At 71.2% G+C, this 23,568-nt stretch carries 23 protein-coding genes; 10 read left to right on the top strand and 13 right to left on the bottom strand.

Features of this window, described 5'->3' with window-relative positions; translation table 11 throughout:
* Positions 1–45: 45 nt before the first annotated feature.
* Positions 46–897: an LLM class flavin-dependent oxidoreductase gene (locus BLV96_RS44830; RefSeq protein WP_086672470.1), complete on the top strand. Its 852-nt coding sequence runs from the start codon at positions 46–48 to the stop codon at positions 895–897.
* A gap of 33 nt (positions 898–930) precedes the next feature.
* Positions 931–2,283 carry a glycosyltransferase 87 family protein gene (locus BLV96_RS44825; protein WP_086672472.1) on the top strand — a complete coding sequence of 451 codons (1,353 nt, stop codon included), beginning with the start codon at positions 931–933 and terminating at the stop codon, positions 2,281–2,283.
* Here BLV96_RS44825 and BLV96_RS44820 read toward each other — a convergent pair.
* From BLV96_RS44820 to BLV96_RS44805, 4 genes are all read right to left on the bottom strand, one after another.
* The gene (locus tag BLV96_RS44820; RefSeq protein ID WP_003071237.1) at positions 2,270–2,479 is read right to left on the bottom strand and encodes a helix-turn-helix domain-containing protein; all 210 of its coding nucleotides are present in this window, start codon (positions 2,477–2,479) and stop codon (positions 2,270–2,272) included. The two genes, BLV96_RS44825 and BLV96_RS44820, sit on opposite strands and share 14 nt — an antisense overlap.
* A gap of 177 nt (positions 2,480–2,656) precedes the next feature.
* On the bottom strand, positions 2,657–4,285 hold the full coding sequence (locus BLV96_RS44815) for an ABC-F family ATP-binding cassette domain-containing protein (protein WP_086672474.1): 1,629 nt from the start codon (positions 4,283–4,285) through the stop codon (positions 2,657–2,659).
* A 136-nt stretch (positions 4,286–4,421) separates the two neighbouring features.
* Positions 4,422–5,072 carry an acVLRF1 family peptidyl-tRNA hydrolase gene (locus BLV96_RS44810; protein ID WP_086672476.1) on the bottom strand — a complete coding sequence of 217 codons (651 nt, stop codon included), beginning with the start codon at positions 5,070–5,072 and terminating at the stop codon, positions 4,422–4,424.
* A gap of 57 nt (positions 5,073–5,129) precedes the next feature.
* Positions 5,130–5,894, bottom strand: a complete 765-nt coding sequence (locus BLV96_RS44805; protein ID WP_086672478.1) for a TIR domain-containing protein — start codon at positions 5,892–5,894, stop codon at positions 5,130–5,132.
* Between the two features lie 191 nt (positions 5,895–6,085).
* Between BLV96_RS44805 and BLV96_RS49490 the strand changes: the two genes are divergently transcribed.
* On the top strand, positions 6,086–6,379 hold the full coding sequence (locus tag BLV96_RS49490) for a hypothetical protein (protein ID WP_143051136.1): 294 nt from the start codon (positions 6,086–6,088) through the stop codon (positions 6,377–6,379).
* A 66-nt stretch (positions 6,380–6,445) separates the two neighbouring features.
* Here BLV96_RS49490 and BLV96_RS44800 read toward each other — a convergent pair whose 3' ends face one another.
* Positions 6,446–9,322, bottom strand: a complete 2,877-nt coding sequence (locus tag BLV96_RS44800; RefSeq protein WP_086672480.1) for a S8 family serine peptidase — start codon at positions 9,320–9,322, stop codon at positions 6,446–6,448.
* 297 nt (positions 9,323–9,619) lie between these two features.
* Entirely contained in the window at positions 9,620–11,182 is a 1,563-nt protein-coding gene (locus BLV96_RS44795; RefSeq protein WP_086672482.1) for a deoxyguanosinetriphosphate triphosphohydrolase family protein, read from the bottom strand.
* Between the two features lie 60 nt (positions 11,183–11,242).
* Between BLV96_RS44795 and BLV96_RS44790 the strand changes: the two genes are divergently transcribed.
* Complete coding sequence (locus tag BLV96_RS44790; protein ID WP_086672485.1) at positions 11,243–11,587, top strand: PASTA domain-containing protein; 345 nt, start codon at positions 11,243–11,245, stop codon at positions 11,585–11,587.
* Here BLV96_RS44790 and BLV96_RS44785 read toward each other — a convergent pair.
* On the bottom strand, positions 11,584–12,222 hold the full coding sequence (locus BLV96_RS44785; protein ID WP_086672487.1) for an SRPBCC family protein: 639 nt from the start codon (positions 12,220–12,222) through the stop codon (positions 11,584–11,586). The genes BLV96_RS44790 and BLV96_RS44785 overlap by 4 nt on opposite strands.
* Positions 12,219–12,569: an ArsR/SmtB family transcription factor gene (locus tag BLV96_RS44780; RefSeq protein WP_086672489.1), complete on the bottom strand. Its 351-nt coding sequence runs from the start codon at positions 12,567–12,569 to the stop codon at positions 12,219–12,221. Before BLV96_RS44780 ends, BLV96_RS44785 begins: the two co-directional genes overlap by 4 nt.
* Positions 12,570–12,714: 145 nt before the next feature.
* Here BLV96_RS44780 and BLV96_RS44775 point away from each other — a divergent pair, with 145 nt between their 5' ends.
* Positions 12,715–14,379, top strand: a complete 1,665-nt coding sequence (locus BLV96_RS44775; protein WP_091390376.1) for a GGDEF domain-containing protein — start codon at positions 12,715–12,717, stop codon at positions 14,377–14,379.
* Here BLV96_RS44775 and BLV96_RS44770 read toward each other — a convergent pair.
* The gene (locus tag BLV96_RS44770) at positions 14,376–14,975 is read right to left on the bottom strand and encodes a TetR/AcrR family transcriptional regulator (protein ID WP_086674116.1); all 600 of its coding nucleotides are present in this window, start codon (positions 14,973–14,975) and stop codon (positions 14,376–14,378) included. The genes BLV96_RS44775 and BLV96_RS44770 overlap by 4 nt on opposite strands.
* 41 nt (positions 14,976–15,016) lie before the next feature.
* Here BLV96_RS44770 and BLV96_RS44765 point away from each other — a divergent pair, with 41 nt between their 5' ends.
* Both BLV96_RS44765 and BLV96_RS44760 read left to right on the top strand, forming a co-directional pair.
* Positions 15,017–16,186: a glycosyltransferase gene (locus BLV96_RS44765; protein ID WP_086674117.1), complete on the top strand. Its 1,170-nt coding sequence runs from the start codon at positions 15,017–15,019 to the stop codon at positions 16,184–16,186.
* 10 nt (positions 16,187–16,196) lie between these two features.
* A complete protein-coding gene (locus BLV96_RS44760) occupies positions 16,197–16,583 on the top strand; it encodes a nuclear transport factor 2 family protein (RefSeq protein WP_086674118.1) in 387 nt (128 codons plus the stop codon).
* On the opposite strand, the gene BLV96_RS44755 is transcribed toward BLV96_RS44760, so the two are convergent.
* Genes BLV96_RS44755 through BLV96_RS44740 form a run of 4 tightly spaced genes read right to left on the bottom strand, consistent with a single transcriptional unit; the run spans position 16,577 to position 20,179 of the window.
* Entirely contained in the window at positions 16,577–17,719 is a 1,143-nt protein-coding gene (locus BLV96_RS44755) for a sulfotransferase family protein (RefSeq protein ID WP_086674119.1), read from the bottom strand. The genes BLV96_RS44760 and BLV96_RS44755 overlap by 7 nt on opposite strands.
* An 8-nt stretch (positions 17,720–17,727) precedes the next feature.
* Entirely contained in the window at positions 17,728–18,516 is a 789-nt protein-coding gene (locus BLV96_RS44750; protein ID WP_086674120.1) for an SDR family oxidoreductase, read from the bottom strand.
* The gene (locus tag BLV96_RS44745) at positions 18,513–19,703 is read right to left on the bottom strand and encodes a hypothetical protein (protein ID WP_086674121.1); all 1,191 of its coding nucleotides are present in this window, start codon (positions 19,701–19,703) and stop codon (positions 18,513–18,515) included. The genes BLV96_RS44750 and BLV96_RS44745 overlap by 4 nt, the downstream gene beginning before the upstream one ends.
* A complete protein-coding gene (locus tag BLV96_RS44740; RefSeq protein ID WP_086674122.1) occupies positions 19,700–20,179 on the bottom strand; it encodes a nuclear transport factor 2 family protein in 480 nt (159 codons plus the stop codon). The genes BLV96_RS44745 and BLV96_RS44740 overlap by 4 nt, the downstream gene beginning before the upstream one ends.
* A 39-nt stretch (positions 20,180–20,218) precedes the next feature.
* Between BLV96_RS44740 and cysD the strand changes: the two genes are divergently transcribed.
* The 3 genes from cysD (at position 20,219) to BLV96_RS44725 (ending at position 23,565) form a co-directional block, all read left to right on the top strand.
* On the top strand, positions 20,219–21,148 hold the full coding sequence (cysD, locus tag BLV96_RS44735; protein WP_167379934.1) for a sulfate adenylyltransferase subunit CysD: 930 nt from the start codon (positions 20,219–20,221) through the stop codon (positions 21,146–21,148).
* On the top strand, positions 21,148–22,968 hold the full coding sequence (gene cysC, locus BLV96_RS44730; protein WP_091390373.1) for an adenylyl-sulfate kinase: 1,821 nt from the start codon (positions 21,148–21,150) through the stop codon (positions 22,966–22,968). The genes cysD and cysC overlap by 1 nt, the downstream gene beginning before the upstream one ends.
* Positions 22,969–23,055: 87 nt before the next feature.
* Complete coding sequence (locus BLV96_RS44725) at positions 23,056–23,565, top strand: hypothetical protein (protein WP_086681746.1); 510 nt, start codon at positions 23,056–23,058, stop codon at positions 23,563–23,565.
* The last annotated feature ends 3 nt before the right edge of the window (positions 23,566–23,568 follow it).

Genomic DNA, 23,568 nt, shown 5'->3' with positions numbered 1-23,568 from the left:
TCAGACTTACTGATGATTTGTGACGCTGATAATCAGGAGATCGCCATGACCACCGTCGGGCTCAAGCCACCCCAGCAGCACATCGGCATCGCCGCGCTCCGCGAGACCTGGGCCGTCGCCGACGACGCCGGGTTCGACGGCTGCTGGGTGTTCGACCACCTCGCCCCGATGGGCCGCGACCGCACCGGAGACGTCTTCGACGGCTGGACGCTCCTCGCCGCGATGGCCGAAGCGACGGAACGGGTGCGCATCGGATGTCTGGTTTCGGGCAACACCAACCGCCACCCGGGCACGCTGGCGAAGATCGCGGCGACCGTCGACCACCTCTCCGGCGGCCGGCTCGACGTCGGCCTCGGCGCGGGCGGCGACGCGCTCACGGACGCGATGCTGGGCACACCGACCCCGCCGGCGGTCGAACGCGTCGAAAAGCTCGCCGAGGCCTGCGAAATCCTCGGTCTGTTGTGGACCCGGCCGGAAACCGACCACGCCGGCCGCCACTACACGCTGACGGGCGCGGTCAGCGACCCGAAGCCGGTGCAGCCGAAGCCGCCGCTGTGGCTGGGCAGCAGCGGCGAGAGGCTCGGCCTGCGGGTCGTGGCCGAGCACGCCGACGTTTGGCTCAACGCGGCTTTGCCCGGCACGGAAATCGCCGAGCTGCAACGGCTTTCGCGCGTACTGGACGAGCACTGCGCGGCCGTGGGACGCGATCCGGCGACCATCCGCCGGGCGGTGCAGTTCCGGCTGCCGTCCGATGCGGACAGTGCGCTGCGGCTCGCGCAGAGCTACGTCGAGGCCGGCTTCACCGAACTGGTGCTGATGCCGACCGGGCACGACAACGTCGTCAAGGCGGCCGAAGCGGCGGCGGACCTGCTCCCCCGCCTGCGCGACGTCGGCTGAAGCGGGCAGCGGGGTGCTCGGTAGCCTCAAGAGGTGGAAACGGAGGTGGGCCGGGCGCCCGCATGGCGGCGCGCGGCACGGCTCTTCACGGCACCCGCCCGCGACTCCGGTGTCGCCGCGTTGCGCTGGGACCTGGGGTTTTACCTCGCCTGCCTGGCCTTCGCGCTGCCGACCGCGCTCGTCGCCGAGTTCTACGGCTACCGCGTCTGGGGCAACTTCGCGACCGTCGCGTACGGCCTCGGCGCACTGCACAGCGGGTGGCTGCTGCTCTCCGCGCGCACCGGCCGTACGCCACCCGGAGTACTCGGTTCGCGCTGGTGCGGCATCGCCGCCGTCGCCTTGTTGGCAATGATCCTTCCGTTGCTGCTCCTGGTGATCCGCCGACTGACCGGAGTGGACTGGCTGATCACGCCGTTCTCGTGGGCCGCGCAGCCCGAGGTCTGGGTGATCGAGCGGTCCGCGGATCTGCTGCTGCACCACGGAACCCCGTACATCGACGTCACCGCGCTCAACCGGCCGCCGGAAGTCAACGACTACACGCCCTACGGCCCGGTCATGGCGCTCTTCGGCCTGCCGCGGGCGCTGTTCGGCGGCACCCCGCTGGGCGACGCGCTCACCGACGCCCGCTGGATGTTCGCCCTCGCCGCCTGCGCTTGCGTGCTGGGCACGCTGAAGCTGCTGAAGTGGCCGAAGGTGCCGGTCGGCGCCGCGCAGCTCGCGCTCGCGTGCCCGCTGACCGCGCTCACCTGGGCCGTCGCCGGGCCGGACCTGGCGATCGTCGGGTTGCTGGTGCTGGCCTGCGCGCTCGCCGCCACCGGGCGGGCCGCGTGGTCGGGCCTGGTGCTGGCGCTGGTCGTCAGCGCGAAGCTCATCGTCGCGCCCGCGGCCGCGGTGCTGGTGGTGTTCGTGCTGGTACGCCGCGGGAAAGGCCTCGACTGGCCCGCGGTGGGGCGGTTCGCCTCAGCGCTGGTGGCGACGACGGCCGCGCTGCACCTGCCCGTCTACCTGGTGGATCCGGCGGCGTTCGTCGAGCACGTCTTCCGGTTCCCGCTGGGGATGGGCGCCGTGCGGTCGCCCGCGGCGAGCCCGCTGCCGGGCCACCTGATCGCCGGGCTCGGCGGGGCCGGCCAGGTGACGGCGTTCGTGCTCGTCGGCGCCGCGGCCGTGGCGATGCTCGTCTGGCTGGTGCGCCGGCCCCCCGCGAACGGCTCCGGCGCAGTCCTGCGCATCGCCGTCGGACTCGGCGCGTTGATCCTGCTCACCCCGGCCACCCGCTACGGTTACCTGGTGTACCCGCTGGTCCTGCTCGGGGCCCACCTGACGTTCCGCGTGGCCGAAGATCCCGCTGCGCCCCCCGCGCAGCAGCCCGTGTCTACTTCTTCTTGACCCGGGTGGCCCCGCCGCGCCCCCGCAGCTGGACTCCGGACTCCGACAGCACCCGGTGCACGAACCCGTAGGACCGGCCCGTCGACTCCGCGAGGGCCCGGATGCTCGAGCCCTTCTCGTATTTCTTCTTCAGGTCAGCGGCCAGCTTGTCGCGCGTGTTGCCGGTGATCCGCGCGCCTTTCTTGAGATCAGCCACGTCGATCGCCTTCCCGCCGAGAGTGTTCTGGGCCACATATCGGCCCCTGCCGGGGCAATGATCGAACACTGAGCGCCGGATTGCCAGACGACAGCCGCAAAACAGCCGAAATTGCGATCACATTGGGCCATTCCAGTGCCGGGCGGGAGTGATCTTGCACCCGAATGGACGCATCGATCACGCGAGCTGGACAAGTTCCAGGTAGTCCGCCGACCAGTGGTCCTCGGTGCCGTCGGGGAGCAGGATGACCCGCTCCGGCTCGAGCGCCTCGACCGCGCCCGGGTCGTGCGTGACCAGCACGACGGCGCCCGCGAAGCTGCGCAAAGCGTCCAGGACCTGCGCACGGCTGGCCGGGTCGAGGTTGTTCGTCGGCTCGTCGAGCAGCAACACGTTGGCAGCACTGGAGACCAGGCCGGCCAGCGCGAGCCGGGTCTTCTCGCCGCCGGAAAGCGTGCCGGCGGGCTGGTCGAGTTGTTCGCCGGTGAAGAGGAAGGAGCCGAGCAGGTTCCGCAACTCCTGCGCGCCGGTGTCCGGGGATAGATGTCGGATGTTTTCCCACACCGACGCATCATGATCAAGAGTTTCGTGTTCCTGAGCGTAATAGCCCAAACGCATTCCGTGACCCGGCACGATCTCGCCGGTGTCCGGGGTTTCCATTCCGCCGAGGAGCCGGAGCAAAGTCGTCTTTCCCGCGCCGTTCAGCCCGAGTACGACGACCTTCGAACCGCGGTCGATCGCGAGGTCGACGCCGGTGAAGATTTCCAGCGAGCCGTAGGACTTCGAGAGGCCCTCGGCGGTGAGCGGCGTGCGGCCGCAGGGCGCCGGGTCCGGGAACTTGATCCGGGCGACCTTGTCGGCCACCCGGGTCTCGTCGAGCGAGGACAGCATCTGCTCGGCGCGGCGCGCCATGTTCTTGGCCGCCACGGCCTTCGTCGCCTTCGCGCCCAGTTTCGCCGCCTGCTGCTGCAGGGCCGACGCCTTCTTCTCGGCGTTGGCGCGCTCGCGGCGGCGGCGCTTCTCGTCGGTGGCGCGCGCGTCGAGATAGCGCTGCCAACCCATGTTGTACAGGTCGAGCTCGGCGCGGGTGGCGTCGAGGAACCAGACCTTGTTGACGACGTCGCCCAGCAGCTCGACGTCGTGGCTGATCACGACCAGGCCGCCGTCGTGCTGCTTGAGGAACCCGCGCAGCCAGTTGATGGAGTCGGCGTCGAGGTGGTTGGTCGGCTCGTCGAGCAGCAGGATCGTCTCGGACTTGCCGCCGGCGCCCGCTTCGGCGGCGGCGAACAGGATCCGGGCCAGCTCGACGCGGCGCCGCTGACCGCCGGAGAGCGTCTGCAGCGTCTGGGCGAGGATGCGGTCGGCCAGGCCGAGGTTCGAGCAGATCCGCGCGGCTTCGCTCTCGGCGGCGTACCCGCCGAGCGACGCGAAGCGCTCTTCGAGCCGGGCGTAGCGGTTGATGGCCTTGTCGCGCGCGGCTTCGTCGACGAGCTCGGCCATCGAGGCCTGCGCCTTTTCCATGTCGCGCATCAGCTTGTCGAGGCCGCGCGCGGAGAGCACGCGGTCCTTCGCGGTGACCGAAAGATCACCTTCGCGCGGGTCTTGCGGCAGGTAGCCGAGCTCGCCGCTGCGGCGGACCTCGCCGGCGTGCGGCTCGCCTTCGCCGGCGAGGACCTTCAGCGAGGTGGTCTTGCCCGCGCCGTTGCGGCCGACGAGGCCGATGCGGTCGCCGGACTGGATGCGGACGGTGACGCCGTTGAGCAGGATGCGCGAGCCGGCGCGCAGCTCAAGGCCGGTGGCCGTGATCAAGGGGAACTCCCGTGGAAAGGGGGCGTACGGAGGACAGCATCAGGCGGCCGCGAGGGCCGCGGCGTCACTCCAGCTGGATATCCACGGAACCCAGTGTACGGGTCGGTGCCGAAGGGTTTTCCGGACGTGTGCGGTCTCACCCGTCGCGCAGCGTGACCAGCACCGACAGCGCCCGCCCGGCGGCCTCCTCGAGAACGGCGTAGCTCGGCTCGCCGACGTCCAGCACGCGCGGTTCGGCGCGGGCGAACAGCGGCGCGAGCCGGCGGTCCTCGCGCAGCTCGTCGAGTGCGCGCCGGTCGCCGCCGAGCACGACGGCGTCCACTTCGGACAGTCTGGGGACCAGGACTTCGAAGGCGTCCTTCGCCGCGTCTCGGAGCGCGTGCCGTGCTTGTCCCGCGCGACGGCGGGCGAAGCGCTGCTGCGACCAGCCACCCGCGGCGGAGCGGCCCTGGACGAGGTGCCGGTCGGTACGCGAGACCTCGACCCGGCCGTCCCGGGCGATCCCGACGCTGTGGCCGCCGAGCCGCACCAGCAGGAGCGCGATCGTCCGCGGGTGGAGTGCGTGCGCGACGAGCGCGTCGACGGAGGGTTCTTCGAGGGGTCCGAAAGGGACGGTCGCCGTCGCGGTAGAGCCATCGGCGGCGGTCACGCTCACCTGATCCGGCCCGGCGTCGGTGGCGACGTTCCCGCCGTGCGAGGCGGCGAAGCGCTCGAACCAGCCGGCGAGCCGCTCCGGCGGGACTTCGACGGCGCGTCCACCCCCGGAGATCTGCCGTGCTTTCGCCATGGGGAAACTCCTCGCGCCGGGAATGTCACGCACTACCTCGATGCCGAGCCGAAGACGCTAGCGATCTGTGGACACCTGTGGAGCCAACTGTGCTGCGGCCTCGAGTACCAGCGTTCGCGCATCTTCCGAAGCCTTCCCCACAAGGTCGAGGCCAAGGTAGTTGCCGACAACGGCAGGAACGGCATCTTTTGAGAAGTAGACCGGTACCAGGCCGTGGCCAGGCTGCCGAAGCATCATGTCCAACTCCCGGCTCGACCACCTGCCCGTGGATTCGGCGTAGGCAGGCGTCACGATCACGAACGAGGCAACGCTGCTCTCGACCCCCTCACGGACGAGCGCGGGGATGCTTGCCCCGGGCGAGATCTTCCATTCGTCGAACCACACTGCGAAGCCTGCTTCCCGCAGCAGGTTCGCGATCCAGCGGGCATGCTCAGTCCCGTCCTCGTGAGAATAAGAGATGAAGAAGGAGTCGGCCGGCGGCACGGGAGCATCCCGAGTGGCCCAGCGCCAGGCCGATCCGGCTGTCATCGTGACATCGGGCGCCAGCTTCACGAGATCTTGTCCCGGCTGGGCCGGCAGCAGCAGATGGTTGGGCGAAACGCCCAAGGCAAGCGCGAGCGCAACGAGGTCATCAACGTCGACGCGACGCTGCCCTTTCTCGATCCTCGACAAAGCAGAGATCAACACGGGGCGCTCGAGCGCCTTGAGCTTGGCAGCGAGGTCCGCTTGAGTGAGGCCCGCCGCTCGGCGGAGCGCAGTAAGACGCTCCGCCAACCTCTCTCCGACAGGCCCGAGGGCCTCCACCTGCTTGACCTTCTCCACACCTGCACTATACGCGGATTCCTCAAAATAGCAATTTCTTCATGCTCTTGACGAATTCTCGACCATCCTAGAGCCTGGTAGTCAGACGGATGCCTCACTGAGCCCCGATAGGTGAGCTGAGGCCTGTCTCGCCGGCGTCGAGGGCTCCGAAGAGGTGAGCCCGACCTGGGTGAACCTCATTGGAGCTGAACGTGCGGATCGAACTGCCACCAGGCATGCCGACCTGGACTGTTGCGGCGGTCCTGCTGGTTGTTGCGCTCCCGACGCTGGCCCTCCTCACCGTCCGCGTGGTCAACCGGGTCTTCCCGAGCACAACAGAGGATCGATTGGCGTGGTGGAAGGCGTTCTGGAAGCAGCGAGCCGAGGCAAAAGCAGCTCGTCGCCAGTGGCTGGCCCAAGTGCGCTGCGAGCGCCGCGCGCGTCGTGTGACAACCAAGAAGTGGCCCCTGGGCGTCTTTCCTGACCGTCAAAACGATCAGAGGTAGAGCACGCAAGACGAAAACGGTGCGGGGCCGCCGCGAACTCCGCGACGGCCCCGCACCGGCAACTGCTTACAGCGGGTGCACCGGGCCGTTGTTCGTGTAGCCCCGCACGTTCGACGGCGCGCCGGCCGCCGGGGGCTGGACGAACCCGTTGATGTGCAGGGCGACCGAGCGGATCGAGCCGACGTCGCCGCCCGCCGCGTCGACCACGGCGAACGTCCACGTGCCGTCGACCGCCGCGCCGGTCAGGTTGCCGGTCAGCGCCTGGGTCGGCCGCCAGGTGCCGGTGAACGGCGCGTTGGCCGAGGTCACCGTGCTGAACGCGGCCGCGGCGGTGTCCGCGAAGACGACCTGGCACAGGTTCTTGCCGGAGCCGCCGTTGCGCTGGAACACCGTCGCCTTCGCACCCGAAGGCGCCGTCAGCGTGCCGACCAGGTCACCGACGTACGAGTGGTTCAGGCCCACCGTCGTCGAGGCCGGGTCGGTGCTGCAGGTGGCGCCGTCCACCGAGAACGCCACCTTGGACGCGCGGCCGACCCCGGTGACCGGGATGGTCACCGACGCCCCGACCGGGCTGTTGTCCGGGATCGCCACCGGCGCGCCGGTGTAGGCGAAGTCCTGCGCGACCGGCGACGGGGTGCCGACCGGGAGCGAGAACGTCGACGTCGTCGGCGAGTGCGCCCCGGCGAAGCTGACGCGGGCGTTCAGGACGACCGGCGCGCCGAGCTGCTGCGTCGCCGGGACGGTGATGGTGAAGTCGTTGACGCCGGTCTGCCCCGGGCTGATGGTGCCGTAGGACTTGGACCGCGGCGCCACCGTGACGCCCGGGGTCGGGCTGGTGAGCACGACGCTGGTGGACACCGCGGTGCCGTCGCCTTCGTTGGTCACCGGCAGGGTCACCTTGGCGGTGTCGCCCGGGTCGAGCGCGGAGCCGCCGTCGGCCGGGGTGACCGTCGGCTGCTTCGCCACCGCGAGGGGCTGCGGGCTGGCGCCGGTGTAGGCGAGCACCTTGTCCGCGAGGATGACGCCGGCGCCGGTGAAGTTGTCCCGGCCCGGGGTTTCGATGTCGATCGCGGTGTTGATCAGCGCTTCCCGCACCTCGGACGGCGGCAGGCCGGGGTTGCCCGAGAGCACGAGCGCCGCGATGGCCCCGGCGTGCGGAGCGGCGGCGGAGGTGCCGAAGAACGGGCTGAACCCGGTCACGCTGGTCTTGACGCCGTCGGCCGCGGTGATCTCCGGCTTGTTCCGGACCTCGCCACCGGTCGAGGAGACGTTGCCCGGGGTGATCGGCGTGCCGTCGGCTTCGTAGAACACGCGCCGCGGACCGTCGGAGGTGAACCGCTCGGCCTTCGACGCGCCGCTGAAGGCGGCCGGGTACGGGCCGGTCGGGTTGGCCGGGTCACCCGGCTCGAGCGGCCGGCCGAACGCCGCCGCCGCCGGAGTGGCCGCGACGCTGAAGGCGTCCCGCGCGGCCGAGTGGCCGACCGTGACACCCGGGGTGTTGTAGGCCTTCAGGCCGTCCGCCGAGTCCTTGAACCGGCCGCGCAGCGCGGACAGCGACAGGTAGCGGTTCGCACCCGAGAACTTCACGACGGCCAGGCGCAGCCCGGTGCCGCCGAAGGCCGGCGTCTGCAGGATCTCGTACGGGTCCTGGGTGCCGTCCTGGACGTTCTGGCTGAAGCTGACCACGGCCCCCGCGGAGTTGAGCAGGTAGAGGTCGTAGTCGTTGGCCGACGCGCCGAGCGGGTCGGACCAGTGCAGCGTCACCGGGACCTGAGCCGACGAGGCGTCCGAGATGGGCTCGTAGATCTGGTTGCCCGCGGCGCCGGCGAAGTTGTGCGCGACACCGGCGAACTTGCCGACCGACTTGCCGGAGTCGACGAAGTCGCCCTCCCAGTGCCCGGCGGTGCCGTCGGCCACGTTGCCTTCGTTGCCCGCCGAGGAGAAGTACAGCGCGCCGTTCGCGGTCACGTCGTTCACGGCCTGGGCGATGATCCAGTCCTGGAACGGGGATTCCTTGAAGTAGATGACGTCGTCGACGATGACGTCGCAGTGCGACTCGAAGCGCAGCTTGCGGATGTTGTCCGCGAAGCTGGCGTCGGAGTTGAACGCCGAGGCGAAGCCGAGCTTCGCGTTGGGCGCGAGGTCGTGGATGATCTCGAGCATCGCGGTGCCCTCGTCGCCGTCGCCCTCCTGCCCGGCGATGACGTCGACGTCGGGCGGCAGTTCGCCCTTGGCCACCGAGGAGGCCAGGGAGTCGACGCCGTCGGACAGCGCGCACGCCTTGACGCCGACGCCGGTGACGCCGAACTGCTGGCGGGCGAGGTCGGCGTTGTGGGCGCGGTCGCCCTCGCTGGTCAGGGTCGCGGCCGCGGCGGCGCTGCGCTGCGACTTGGCGGAGACCGCCTTCTGCAGCTCACCCGCGATGCGGTCGGCCTTCTGCTGCTTGGTTTCCGTCTTGGCCGGCGTCGTCGCCGGGGTGGCCAGCTCGCGGGCGGTCATGGCCTGGTCGGCCTGCTCGACGCGCTTGACGTCGCCGCGCGCGGCGATCGCGGTCACCTGGTTCAGCGGGACCTCGGCGCGGACGCTGGCGTAGCGGTCGGACACCGCGCGGATGCCCGCCCCGGCCTTGGTCAGCGAGGCGATGAGGTCCGGGGAGACCTTGCTCGCGCGGATGTCGACCAGGACGGTCCCGGCCGAAGACACGGCAGCCCCCGACTGCAGCGCGGTCAGCTGCTTGGCGACGCCCTTTTCGGCGACGAGCAGCTTGCTGTCCACTTTGGACTCGGCGGCGGAGCGGCCGGTCTTGACCGCCTGCAGCGCGGCGATCTGCTGCTGGGCGGTTTCGGTGAAGGCGTCCGGTGTGGACGCGGTGGCGGCGCCCGCGGCGGGCGGCGACACGAGGCCGAGGGCGGCGAGCAGTGCCGCGGCCCCGGCGGTGAGCACAGTGGATCTCGATCTCGTGGAACGGGTACGACGCACGGGCGCCCTCCGAATCTCCAAGGCGCGTGCCCCGACTCACGCTGACCGACGCCGGTGATCACCGGCTGGATCAAGCTAAGTACGGTGCGTTCATCGTAAAAAGCGGCCGTTGGAGTGACAAAGGACGGATAATTTCCCGAACCGGCCGCAGGTCGTAGGCCGGTCGGCGCAACCGTGAATTTCCCACCGGACAATGGCGGGACAACGGGATCGCCACGTGCAAGCGGCGTCCGTCGCACCGGCACCCGTTACGCGGCCGGGTCAGAGCACAAAGGAGTCCGACCATGGCTGCGAGGCCCGGCCCGACAACGCGTCCAGCAGGGTCACCGCCTGCTTGTCGGTCAGCGAAGCCACGAAGTCCACGACCGCGCGCCCGCGCGCCAGGCCGCGCACGGCGTCCGGACCGGACACCGGCTCCCCCGTCGCCCCGACCAGCAGCTCCGGTGCCGTGCGCGCCAGCCCGGTGTACTCCGCGTGCGCCAGCTCGACCAGGTCGTGCAACCGCCGCGGCAGCCGGGAAACCTCGTCGCGGTCCGAGAGCCACGCGTCGAGCGCGTCGACCAGGCTGGTCACCAGCCCGGCCTGGCCGCGCTGGTGCAGCGCGAGGTCCGGGCGCAGCAGCACGAACCGGCGGTGCACGAACTTGAGCACCTGGACCTCGTGCCACTGCGCGGGCCGCAGCGAGACGTGACCGGCGCGGGTCGACGGGTCCGCCAGCACGAACACGCCGTCGACCAGGCGGGCGGTCCAGTTCGCGGAGAACGCCGCCGTCGCCTGCTCGGCCTCGATCGAGCCGTCGAACTCCCCGGCGAGCAACCCGTCGACCAGTTCCGCGCGCACCCGCGCGACGGCGGCGGCGAACGCGTCGTCGTCGACGATCCAGGCGTCCTTGACGTGCATGCGGCGGCGGACGCGCTCGAGCGAACGCCCCGGGCGCCGCAGTTCCGCGTGCAGTGTTTCGTCGTCGAGCGCGGCCAGTTCGCCCGCGTGCTCGAGCCACTCCCCCAGTTCCGCCGCCACCGGCGCGTGCTGCAGGACGCCGATGCGGTGGAAGTCCTGCAGGTCGTGGATGGCGTAGGCGATGTCGTCGGCGGTGTCCATCACGGACGCCTCGACCGTCTGCTGCCAGCCTTCGACGCGCCCCGCGAACGCCGCGCGCGCCTGCTCGAAGTCGTCGAGTTCGGTGGCGTAGGCGGAGAACTTGGCCGCGCCGGTGCCGGGTGCTCCCTCGGGCTCGCCGGCCCCGCGCGGCGGCACGGCCATCGCGGACGGGTGCGGCGCCGGGTGGTGCAGCCGCAGCCACGGGTACTTGAGGACGGCGGCGCGCACCGCCGTGGTGAGGTCGAGCCCGATCGCCGACGGGCCGCGCACGTCGGTCGTGGTGATGATGCGGAACGACTGCGCGTTGCCCTCGAAGCCGTCGGCCAGGCCGAAGCGGTGCCGGGCGATGCGGTCGAGCGTCTGCTCGCCGAGGTGCCCGAACGGCGGGTGCCCGAGGTCGTGGGCGAGCGCGGCGGCCTCGGCGACGTCGGGGTCGCAACCGCCCAGCTTGTCGGCCAGGCCGGCGTCGGGCCCGGTGCTGATCCGCTCGGCGACGGCGCGCGCGACCTGCGCGACCTTCAGGCTGTGGGTCAGCCGGTTGTGCAGCAGCCCGGCCCCGCCGGCGCTCACCACCTGCGTCACCCCGCCCAGCCGGGCGAAGAACGGCGAGGCGGCGATGCGGTCGCGGTCGATCCGGAACGGGCTGGTCGCCAGGTCGGTGAACCCGCCGGCGCCGGCCGCCGGGTCGCGCCGGAGCCGCCGCGGGTCGATCTCCTGATCCATGCGCCCGACCTTATCCGGCTTCACCCGAACGGCGGGCAGGCGCGTGGGTACCCCACCGGCATGTCCCGAGCGATCGTCACCACCCTGGCAGTTGTTTCGTTCGCCCTGGTCGCCTGCGGCGGCTCACCGGTGGCGCCCGGCGCGACTTCGGAGCCGGCGCCGTCGTCGACCTCGGCGGCGCTGATCAAGGTCCCGGACGTCTCCGGCATGAACCACCAGGACGCCCAGGACGCGATGCAGAAGGCAGGGCTCTACAACCTGCGCGAGGTCGACGGCACCGGCCAGGGCCGCGCGCTGGTGATCGACCGCAACTGGGTCCAGACGGGCCAGGACCCGGCGGCGGGCACCGAAGTGCCGGCCGACGCGGTGATCACCCTGACCGCGGTCAAGGCCGGCGAACGCTAGGCCTCCGGCGGGGTCGTGTAGGCGGCCAGGCAGCGGTCCGCCTGGGCGCGGGCGGTCGCCTGGTCCTCGCCGCCCGCGACGTGGGCCTCGTACCAGGCTTCGTTCGCCGCCATCACGAACCCGATCCCCTCGGGCGACGCCATCCACGCCATCGCCTCGGCCGGGTCGACCACGTACCCCGGGTCGGCGGCCAGGTGCCGGACCAGCGCCGTCAGCGCCATGTCCCAGCCGACGCCGACCGCGCCCGGGCCGAACTGGTCCCAGTGGTCGTCGACGTGCGCCGTGTGCTCCAGTTCGAAGCGCGTGCCCGGGCCTTCGGGGGTGAGCCGGACCTCGATCCAGCTGACCCCGCCGTTCATCTCCCAGGTCGCGGTGAAGCTCTTCGGTGGGTCGCAGCGCTCGACCGTGCCGCCCGCGTTGCCCTCCAGCTGGTACTTCCCGCCGACCTTCAGCTCGCCGCTGACCGGCAGGAACCAACGCGGGATGCGCTCGGCGTTCGTGCAGGCGTCCCACATGTCGTCGACGTCGGTGTCGTAGACCTGGCTGATGGTCATCACGCGCGCCTCCCCCGCTTCGAGCGCGCGGCGGCCGACCGTCCGGCGGACGGCGCTGATCTGGTGGCTGACCTCGATCACGAACCTTCTCCTTCTTCGGTGTTCCGCCGCGCGCGCTTGCCGCGGGCGATTTCGGTGGCCAGTGCGTCGAGCGGCGGCGTCCAGAACCGGCGAAACCGGTCCAACCAGGCGTCGACGTCACGCAGCGGGTCGTGCCCGACCGCGTAGAGCCGCCGCGTGCCGTCCTGGCGGACGATCGCGAAGCCGTTGTCCCGCAACACCTTCAGGTGCTGCGACACCGCCGGCTGCGAGATGCCGAACTCGGCCCGGATCACCTCGGTCACCGCGCCGGCGGCCCGTTCGCCGTCGGCCAGCAGCTCGAGGATCCGGCGGCGGACCGGGTCGCCGAGGACGTCGAACGCGTGCACGACGTCAAGTTACAAGCAGCGGCTTATATAAGTCAAGGTTGAAAGAGTGGCCGACGTCACTCTGCGTTACTCCGATGTGGGTAACGGGGATGAACATCAGTCGACATCCGTTTCGTTTCGCCGCCGGACCCGCGACGATCGGGGCGTGAAGTCGCCACGCGCGGTCCGCTTCGCCTTCCAGCCGCTGTACAGCCTCCACACCGGGGGCGTCGTGGCTCACGAAGCGCTGGCCAGGCCGGGCCAGGGCACCGTCCCCGAGCTGCTCACCGAGGCGCGCCGCGAAGGCCGCCTCGCCGAGGTCGACCTCGGCCTCGCGATCGCCGCCGTCCGGCAGGACGAGACGGCGCTCCCCCTGCACCTCAACCTCTCCGCGCGCACCCTCGCGGCGCCCGCGGCGATGTACGACGACCTCCTAGCCGAGCTCGGCGACGCCGGGCGCCGCACCCGCGACGTCGTCCTCGAGATCGGGCCGCCGTTCGCGCCGCTGCCCGCCGACCGCGCGCTGGCCGGGATGCGGACGCTCACCGAGCTCGGCTTCCGGCTCGCGCTCGACGGCCTCGGCCGCGGCGACCTGCCGCTCGGCCTGCTCGTCGACGCGCCCGTCGACCTGGTGAAGCTCGACCGCACGGTGCTGCGCGGGCTGCCGGACGACCAGGCGTCGGTCGCCGTCGTCGAGGCGCTGCTGCACTACACCAACCGCACCGGCACGCGGCTGGTCGCGACCGGCGTGGAGACCGACGCGCAGCTCGACGCCGTCCGCGGCCTCGGCGTCCGGATCGCGCAGGGGAACCTGCTGGCCCCGCCGACCGCCGCCGGGCCCGCCCCGGCGCTGCTCACGCGGCCCCAGCAGACCACGCGCGCACCGGGTCCGGCGCAGTGCGTCGGCGACTTCCTCCGGCCGGCCACGACGCTGCCGGAATCCGCGACGTGCGACGAGGTCCGCGAGGTGCTCGCGGCGGCCGACGCGCCCTCGGGCGTCGTCGGGGTCGACGAACTGAACCGGCCGCGCTGGTCGGTCGACCGGACGCGGTTCCTGGTCGCGGTCACCGGCCCGTACGGGCACGCGCTGCACGCGAAGCGCCCGGCGGCGCGGCTCGCGGACACCCCGCACACGATCGAGGCCCGCGCCGGCGCGATGGAGTTCCTCGAACTGGTCACCGACGCCGACTGGGGCCGCACCGGAGACGACGTCGTGGTGGTCGACGAGGTCGGCCGCTGCCTCGGCGTCGTGCTGGTGACCGAGGTGGTGCGCGGGGTGGCCGAGGCGAAGGTCGAGGCCGCGGCGGCGCTGAACCCGCTGACCCGGCTGCCGGGCAGCGACACGGTGGCCCGCGACGTCGCCCGCCGCATCACCATCGGCGAGCCGTTCGTGGCGGCGTGGCTGGACATCGACGCGTTCAAGGCGGTCAACGACACGGCGGGCTTCGCGGCGGGCGACGACCTGATCCGCGAACTGGGCGGCGCGCTGACGTCGCTGGGCGGGCAGCTGCGGCGGATGCGGGTGAGCCACGTGGGCGGCGACGACTTCCTGGTGGTCTGCGACGTCGACGAGATCGCGACGGTGGCGGGAGCCCTGCTGGACCGCCACTGGACGGCGGACGGGCTGCCGGTGACGGTGTCCCTGGCGACGCTGGTGTGCGCGAGCGGGTCGATCCGGTCGTACCAGGAGGTTTCGCGGCTGCTGGCGCCGTTGAAGAAGCGCGCGAAGACGGTGCCGGGGTCGAGCTGGGTGCTGAGCCGGCCGGGCTCGGACCGCGTGGAAGTGCTGCGGGGAATAGGAACCCGCGGTCTGCAGGCAGCGGCGGGTTAGGACGGTCCCGAGCCAGCCAGTTGAGCTCGGATCGCCTCCACAGTCCACGCCACGTAGTCCTCGTGCGGCCAGCCGCACACGCCGGTCAAGTGGTCGTAAGCCTCGTGCGAGGTCAGCAACCCGATCGCGTCGGCCAGCCGGTCCGAAGCCGGCACCCCCGCCTCCGTCAACCGCTCCTTGATCTCCGCGCGGCGGGCCACCGCCAGCTCCGCGCGGACCGCCGCCACCGCCGGGTCGGCCATCGCAGCCGTCGTGAACGCGCGCCAGATCGGCAGCGACCGGCGCACGCCCGACGCCAGCCGCGCGACCATCTCCGGCAGGTCCGCCAGCTGACCGCGCCCCACCAGCGCGTCCAGGTTCACCGCGTCCGGATTGCCCGCGAAGCCGTCGCGGAACGCGGCCAGCAGCAGGTCCGCCTTGCGCCCGGTCTGGGTGACCGTCTCCAGGCTCACCTCCGCGGCGGCCGCGATCTGCCGCACGCTCGTGCCCGCGTAGCCGCGCTCGGCGAACAGGCGCCCGGCCGTCGCCACCACGTGCGCGCGGGTCCGCCGGGCTCGTTCCGCGCGCACCGGGGACTCGTAACGGCGTACCATCATCAATTGGATAGTACAGCGTATCGGTCAATCGAGGGGGAACCATGGCCCGCGTACTCGTCTGCGTCCAGCCCGCCCGCGGTCACGTCGGCCCGACCAAGCCGATCGTCGAGGCCCTGCTGGTCGCCGGGCACGACGTCACCGTCGTCACCGGCGCGCGCTACCGGGACGCCTTCGGCGAAGCCACCGTGAAACTCCTGCCGCCGGAAGCCGACTTCGACGAAACCGACCTCGACGGCTCCATCCCCGGCCGCGCCGGGAAACGCGGGCTGAAGCTCGCCCGGTTCGAACTCGCGAACTTCGTGGGCGCGCTGCCCGCCCAGCTGAGCGTCCTGGACCTCGACGTCGACGTCGTCCTCTGCGACCCGCTCTTCATGGCCGGCCTCGCGCTCGTGCGCCGCGAGCACCGGCCACGCGTGCTGGTGCTCGGGTTCCTGCCGTTCATGCCGCCGGTCCCGAGCGGCCCGAACAGCGCGTTCCTGAAGGTGCTCGCGCCCTGGGTGCTCGGCCCGGCGCAGCGACGAGCCCGCGAAGTGCTGGGCGAAGACCCCGGCCTGCTGTTCGCGGACTGGCCCCTGCGCAGCGACGGCGTCCTGCAGATGACCTGCCCGGGCTTCGAATACCCGCGCCCGAACGCGCCCCTGCACTTCATCGGCCCGACGACGGTCAGCGCGGCGAACGAGCACCCACTGCCCCCGTGGTGGGCCGACCTCAACGGCTCGCGGCCGATCGTGCACGTGACCCAGGGGACGGTGGCCAACGACGACCTGAGCCGGCTCGTCGAACCCGCGATCGACGCCCTCGCCGGCGAAAACGTGCTGGTCGTCGTGACGACGTGCGGTGGGACGCTGCGGCCCGGCCCGCTGCCGGACAACGTGCGCGTCGCCGGGTTCCTGCCCTACGACGACCTGCTCCCCCGCTGCGCCGCCGTGGTCACCAACGGCGGGTACGGCGGCGTCAACCACGCCCTCCGGTACGGCGTGCCGCTGGTCGTGGTCGGCGCCAGCGAGGACAAGCGCGAGGTCGCCGCCCGCGTCACCTGGTCGGGTGCCGGGATCGGCCGCGCCCGCGCGTCGGCCTCGCCCAGGACACTGCGACGGGACGTCCGCGCCGTCCTCGACGAGCCGCGCTACCGCGACCGGGCGAAGGAACTGGCCGCCGAGATGGCGGCCGGGCCGTCGATGGCCGAGGTGGTCGAGCTGATCACGGCGTAAGGTCCCGGGCATGGACGCCGAGATCCACGCCGCCATCGAAGCGCACTGGACGGCTTCGGAAGACGGAGACGTCGAGCGGGAGCACGCGATCTACGCCGCCGACGCGATCCTGGACTACCCTCAGTCCGGAGAGCGCTTCCGCGGCCGCGAGACCATCCAGGCGCAGCGCGGCGGCCACCCGGCCGAGCGGCACTTCACGATCCGCCGCATCCAGGGCCGCGGCGACCTCTGGGTCAGCGAGTGCGTGATCACCTACGACGGCACGCCGACCCGCACGGTGAGCATCATGGAGTTCGCCGACGGGCTCGTCACGCACGAAACGCAGTACTTCGCCGACCCGTTCCCGGCCGCACCCTCGCGAGCGGCGCTGGCCGAGCCGATCCCTGACGGTCAGTGACCCGCGAACCGCTCGTCGACCTCCTCCGCCGTCAACCCGAAGTCCGCCAGGCTGTAGCGGTGCACCGGTTTCCGGTCTCCCGAACGGCTTTCCTCGTGTAGCGCGGTCATCGCCGACCGCGCGTCGTCGGTGAGCGGCAGTCCGAAGTGGTCGTACACAGTGGACACCGTGCCGATCGGGTCGGCGACGAAGTCCTCGTACGCCACGTCGCAGAACTGGGCCGCGTCGTACTTCGCCCGCGCCGCGCGGAAGTCCTCCGCGCCGCGGGCCCAAAGCTCCAGCTGGGAGCGGCCGATGATCTCGCCCCGGAACTTCGTGGACCAGCCGTCGGCCGCTTTCTCGGCCAGGCTGCACATCGAGCCCATGATCGTGCGCGGCGCGCGGTGGGTCTGGATCACCAGCGCGTCCGGGTACGCCGCCATCAGCGCGTCCAGGGCGAACAGGTGGCTCGGGTTCTTGAGCACCCACCGCTGGCCGGCGTCCGGCAGGCCGATGAGCTGCAGGTTCCGCCGGTGCCGGGCGTAGGCGTCCGTCCAGTCCTGCTTCGCGAGCCAGCGCGAGTACCGCGGCACGTTCGCCAGGCACTCGAAGGAGATCGACCGCATCGACTGGCGCAGCAGCTGCCAGCACTCCTCCACCTGGTCCGCGGACATGTGGTGCACGCCCATGAACTCCGGGTGCTCGACGTGGTGGCGCTCGTAGCCGGCCTGAATCCCTTGGTACACCGGGTTGTCCGGCCACGTCGCCCGCGGCGGCCGCGGCTGCGGGACCTCCGCGAGCCACACCTCGAGGCCCTGGTGGCCGGGATCCTCGGCGAGCAGCCGGTGCAGCGCGGTCGTGCCCGTGCGTGGCAGGCCGGTCACGAAGATCGGCCGTTCGATCGCCACTTCCGCCGAAGCCGGATGCTGCCTCCAGCCCGCTTCGCTGAGCAGCCGCGCCACCAGCGCGCCGCGCAGCATCGCGCGGTGCACCTTGTTGCCGTACGGCGTGAGGTCCTCGTCCGCCTCGTACGACTCCAGCAGCACACGCAGGCCCTCGACGTACTCGTCGCCCCCGAAGTCGTCGAGCCCGGTGAGCTTGGTGGCCGACGCGTGCAGGTCCTCGACGGTGCCGACGTCTTCCCGGCCGGGACGCATGAACCCTCCTAGTGGTGGTACTCGCCGCCGTTGACGTCGAGGCACTGCCCGGTGATCGCGCGCGCCATCGGCGAGGCGAGGAACACCACCGCGTCGGCGATTTCGTCCGGCTCCGGCAGCTTGCGCAGGTCTATTGTGGACGCGGTTTCGGCGTACACCTCTTCGGGCGTGATGCCGCGTTCCTTGGCCAGGTAGTTGAAGTACCACTTGAGGTTCGGCGCCCAGATGTAGCCGGGTGCGACGGTGTTGACGCGCACGCCGTCCGGCCCGAGTTCACTCGCCAGGCTCTGCGACAGCGACAGCAGCGCCGACTTCGCCATCTTGTACGCGCCGAACGTGCGCCGGGAATGCCGCAGCACCGCGGAATTGATCATCACCAGCGAGCCCTTGCTCTCCTTGAGCGCGGGCAGGAACAGCCGGGTCAGCCGCAGCACCGAAATCCCGGCCGTCTCGAACCCGGCGCGGACGGCGTCGAGGTCCACAGTGGCCAGATCGGTCAACGGCGGGACGGCGAAGGCGTTGTGCACCACCGCGTCCACCCGGCCGAACGCTTCGAGCGCCTCGTTCACCAGGTTCTGCGCCGAGTCCGCGTCGTCGATGTCGGTCCGGACCGCGACGGCGCGGCGGCCGAGGTCGGTCACCTCCTTGGCGACCTCGGTCAGCCGCGACTCGGTGCGCGCCGCGAGCACGACGTCCGCGCCCGCCTCGGCGCTCCGCACGGCGATCGACCGGCCGAGCCCCGGGCCGATCCCGGAGACGACGACCACCTTGCCCTGCAACAGATCCGCCACGCTCACCCCAGCATCCGGGCGGCGACGGCGTCCTGCCGGGCCGCGATCCGCGCCGACCACTCGGCCGGCGTCACGCGTGCTTCCTCGTGGTAGGGCAGCCGGTCCGGCAGCTCGTCCACCTTGACGACCTCGACGACCGGGCCGTCGTCCGGACCGAGGTCCCGGGCGAGCCGCTGCCAGCGGATCTGCACGTACCCGCGCTCATGACCCGTGCGCTCCAGCCAGTTGGCCAGGCCGGGATCGCGCTCGCTGATCACGAACCGGATCCTGCCGTCCGGGTCGACGCGGGCCTGGTCGGCGGTGAGGCTCGTCTGGTGGTTGATGTAGTCGAGCGAGACGTACCAGAGGCTGCCGAGCTGGATGCCCTGGTACGGCGCGTCCGCGCACCGCGGCACGGTGACGATCATCGCCTCTTCGTCGTCCAGCTCGTAGTGCCCGGCGGAGGAGAACTGCGTGGTCAGCCCGCCCGGCGTCGACCGCGGCTCGGTCATCGTGTTCACCGGTAGGTTGTCGTAGAACCACTTCGGGAACGCCAGGAACGTCCTGAGCCGGCTCAGCAGGATCTTGCCGGTGACGCCGTAGCGCTTCGCCAGCGCCGAGCGGTCCGGCACCGGCGGCGCCTGGCCGGCGGTGTCGACGCACTGGATGCGGATCTCCCCGCGCTTCTCGGTCGCCCAGTCGCTGTGGACCTCGCGGACGACGAGCATCGACGAGCCCTCGCCGAGAACGAAGTAGTTCGGACCCGGGTTCTCGCGGGCGGGGCCGAAGCGCAACTCGAACCGGCCGTCGTCGCCGATTTCGATGGCCCGGTCGTCGAACGCGGCGAGGCTGTCGGGCACCACGACCGGCGAGTAGTCGCCGTTGAGGATCTGGAAGCTCAGGTCGGCGGTGGTCCCGCGGACGCCGGTGACGAGGTACTCGCGGTCGGCGCGGATGTTCGCGTTGAAGTACAACGTGTCCGGGTTGTCCAGCCCCATCTTCGTGTACGGCCCGGTGGACGCGGTGAAGTACGGGAAGTCGCGCTGGTAGGCCCAAGCCATCTGCAACGACGCGCGGATGCTCCCGGCGAGGTAGTCGTACCCCTCCAGCAGGCCCTGCTCGGTCTGCGCCGGCGGGGCTTCGGCGATCAGCTTTTCGGCCTCGGCGATCGCGTCGGCGAACGGCCGGGTCAACGAGAACTCGTTCTCGATCATGCCGGCACGGCCCAGCGGTTGGCCAGCAGCCGGAAGCCGGGGTCGTTCGCCCAGGACTGCATCGACTCGTAGGTCCGGACGTACCCGATGTGCGTCATCCGCCAGGCGCCGTCGGCCTCCCGGCGGTAGGTGTCCTCGTAGAAGGCGGCACCCTCGATGATCACCTTGTGGTCGGGGACGATGACCTTGTCGGTGAACGACCACCGCCCGGTCGCGGTGTCGCCGTCGACCTCGATCTCGGGCTGACCTGCGTGGTGCACGGTGATGATGCCGTTGCCGAGGCTCTTGGTGAGGAACTCGACGATGGCGTCGCGCCCCTCGAAGTGCTTCCCGTCCTCGCCGGTGGCGCGGGTCCCGTAGTCGGCCGTGGCGTCGACGGTGAACGTGTCGGCCACCTCGTCCCACTGCTTCAGGTCGACCGCGCGGAGGTAGCGGTACTTCAGCCGGCGGATCTCTTCGAGTACGACCAGGTCCATCGTCCCAGGATCGCGCACCGCTTGACCGATGACAAGAACATGTTCTACTTTTTTCCGGTGTCCGTGGCCTATGAGCTGTCCCACCTGGCCGCGCTCGAAGCGGAGGCCGTGCACGTCTTCCGCGAAGTCGCGGCGACCTTCGAACGTCCGGTGCTGCTCTTCTCCGGCGGCAAGGACTCGGTGGTGATGCTGCACGCCGCCGCGAAGGCGTTCTGGCCGGCGCCACTGCCGTTCCCGGTGCTGCACGTCGACACCGGCCACAACTTCGACGAGGTCATCCGGTTCCGCGACGAGACCGTCGCCTCCTTGAACCTGCGGCTCGAGGTCGCAAGCGTGCAGGACGACATCGACGCCGGCCGCGTCGTCGAGGAGACCGGGCCGGGGGCCAGCCGCAACCGGCTGCAGACGGTCACGCTGCTGCGCGCGATCCGCGAGGGCGGGTTCGACGCCGTGTTCGGCGGCGCCCGCCGCGACGAGGAGAAGGCACGTGCCAAGGAGCGCGTGTTCAGCTTCCGCGACGAGCACGGCCAGTGGGACCCGCGCGGCCAGCGCCCGGAGCTGTGGAACCTCTACAACGGACGGCACCGGCGTGGTGAGCACATCCGCGTCTTCCCGCTGTCGAACTGGACCGAGCTGGACATCTGGCAGTACGTCCGCGACGAGCGGATCGCGCTGCCGCCGTTGTACTACGCGCACCGCCGTCCCGTGATCCAGCGCGACGGCATGCTGCTGGCGGCCACGCGTTTCTTGTCCCTTGTGGACGGTGAGACGCCGTACGAGGCGACCGTGCGTTTCCGGACCGTCGGCGACGCGACCTGCACCGGCTGCGTCGAGTCGTCGGCGGCGACACCGTCCGAAGTGGTCGCCGAGGTGGCCGCCACCCGGGTCACCGAACGCGGCGCGACGCGCGCGGACGACCGGATTTCCGAGGCAGGCATGGAAGACCGCAAGCGGGAGGGCTACTTCTGATGCAGCTGCTGCGGATCGCCACGGCGGGCAGCGTGGACGACGGCAAGTCCACTTTGATCGGCCGGCTGCTGTTCGACTCGAAGGCGATCTTCACCGACCAGCTCGCCGCCGTCGAACGCGCCAGCCGCGACCGCGGCGAGGACTACCCGGACCTGGCGCTGCTCACCGACGGCCTGCGCGCCGAACGCGAGCAGGGCATCACCATCGACGTCGCCCACCGTTACTTCGCGACGCCCAAGCGCAAGTTCATCATCGCGGATACGCCGGGGCACCTGCAGTACACGCGGAACATGGTGACCGGCGCGTCGACGGCCGACCTGGCGCTGGTCCTGGTGGACGCGCGCAAGGGCGTGCTGGAGCAGTCGCGGCGGCACGCGTTCCTGGCGTCGCTGCTGGGCATCGGGCACCTCGTGGTGTGCGTGAACAAGATGGACCTGGTCGGCTGGTCGCGCGATCGGTTCGAGGAGATCCGCGAGGAGTTCCGGCGGTTCGCGATGAAACTGGACGTCGCCGACCTGACGTTCGTGCCCGTTTCGGCGCTGCACGGCGACAACGTCGTCCACCGCAGCGCCAGTATGCCTTGGTACGAAGGAACTTCGCTGCTGCACCAGCTGGAGGAGGTGCACGTCGCGTCCGACCGCAACCTGATCGACGCGCGGTTCCCGGTGCAGTACGTGATCCGCCGGTCCGACTTCCGCGGCTACGCGGGCACCATCGCCGGCGGGGTGTTCAAGCCGGGCGACGAGGTCGTGGCGCTGCCGTCGGGGTTCACCTCCCGGGTGCGCGCGGTGTGGGGCCCGGGCGGGAAACCGCTTTCCGAGGCCTTCACCGGGCAGACGGTCGCGGTCGAGCTGGCCGACGACCTCGACCTGGGCCGCGGCGCGATGCTGTGCCGCCCGGGCAACCGCGCGGAGTCCGCCCGCGAAGTCGACGCGATGGTGTGCTGGTTCTCGTCTCGTTCCTCACTGACTCCCGGAGCTTCTTACGCGGTCCGGCACACGACGACCGAGACGCGCGGTTCGGTGGAGCGGCTGGAGTACCGCCTCGACGTGACGACGCTGCACCGTTCCGAGGCGGATTCGTTGTCGTTGAACGACATCGGCCGGATCCGCCTGCGCACGCGGGCGCCGTTGCTGTTCGACCCGTACCGCCGCAACCGCGCGACGGGCGGGTTCCTGCTGGTCGACGAGCACACGGGCGACACGGTCGCGGCGGGCATGATCACGGGCGCGGTCGCGTCCCCGGTCGTCTGGCACACGGCGGCGGTCCGCCGCGAGGACCGCCCGACCCGCGGCGCGACGGTGTGGCTGACGGGGTTGTCGGCGTCGGGCAAGTCGTCGGTGGCGGTGGAACTGGAGCGCCGGCTGGTGGCGGCGGGCCGCCCGGCGTACCTCCTGGACGGCGACAACCTGCGCCACGGGCTGAATGCCGGGTTGGGGTTCAGCCCGGCGGACCGCGCGGAGAACGTGCGGCGGGTGGCGGAGGTGGCCCGGCTGTTCGCGGACGCGGGAGTGGTGGCGATCGCGTCGCTGATCAGCCCGTACGCGTCGGACCGGGCCCGCGCGCGGGAGGTTTCGGGGGAGCTGCCGTTCGTGGAGGTGTTCGTGGACACGCCGTTGGAGGTGTGCGAGGCCCGCGACCCGAAGGGGATGTACGCGAAGGCGCGGGCGGGAGAGATCAAGGGCTTCACGGGGATCGACGCGCCTTACGAGCGCCCTTCGTCGCCGGATTTGGTGCTGCGCCCGGGCGACGGCGACCCGGCCACGATGGCGGCGGCGATCCAGGCCGTCCTCGACGACCTCGACCGGAACGTGTCCTGAAGCGGCCAATCCGGCGGATTCGGCACCCTCTCCCCGAGCACGGGTTACTTTGCCTGTGCACTGCCGGTGGCACAGAGGGGAAACGCGGTGAAAAGCGTGGTTTGGTGGTCGGTCGGGCTGTTGTTCGGCCTGGGGTTGACGGCGCTCGGCCTGTTCGGTTCCGGGGAGCCGAGCGGCAAGGTGCTGTGCGGCAGTGAGGAGATGCGGCCGGGGCAGACCTGCGACCGGACGCAGTACGGCTTGACGACCAGCGAGACCTACGAAGAGAAGCGCCAGGAAGCGATCGACGACGCGGCGACGTTCAAGGGCGGCGGCCGGTGGGTCACCTTCGGTATCGGCACGGCGATCGCGGCCGCGTGCGGCTGGCGGCTGGTCGTCGCCGTCCGGCGCCGGGCCGGCCAGGGTTCCGGCCCGGTCGCCCAGGCCGTGCCCGGCTTCGCTCCGCCGCCGGGTTACGCGCCGCAGGGTTTTCCCGCGCGGCAGGACTTCCGACAGCTGGGATTCCCCCAGCCGCAGCAGGGGTTTCCGCCGCAGCAGGGATTTCCGCAGCAACTGCCGCCGGGCTACCAGCCGCCGCGCGGGCCGCACCAGCAGTGAACC

This window comes from Amycolatopsis pretoriensis, from assembly GCF_900107925.1.
Taxonomy (GTDB): domain Bacteria; phylum Actinomycetota; class Actinomycetes; order Mycobacteriales; family Pseudonocardiaceae; genus Amycolatopsis; species Amycolatopsis pretoriensis.
This window is presented reverse-complemented; position numbering and strand designations above follow the sequence as displayed.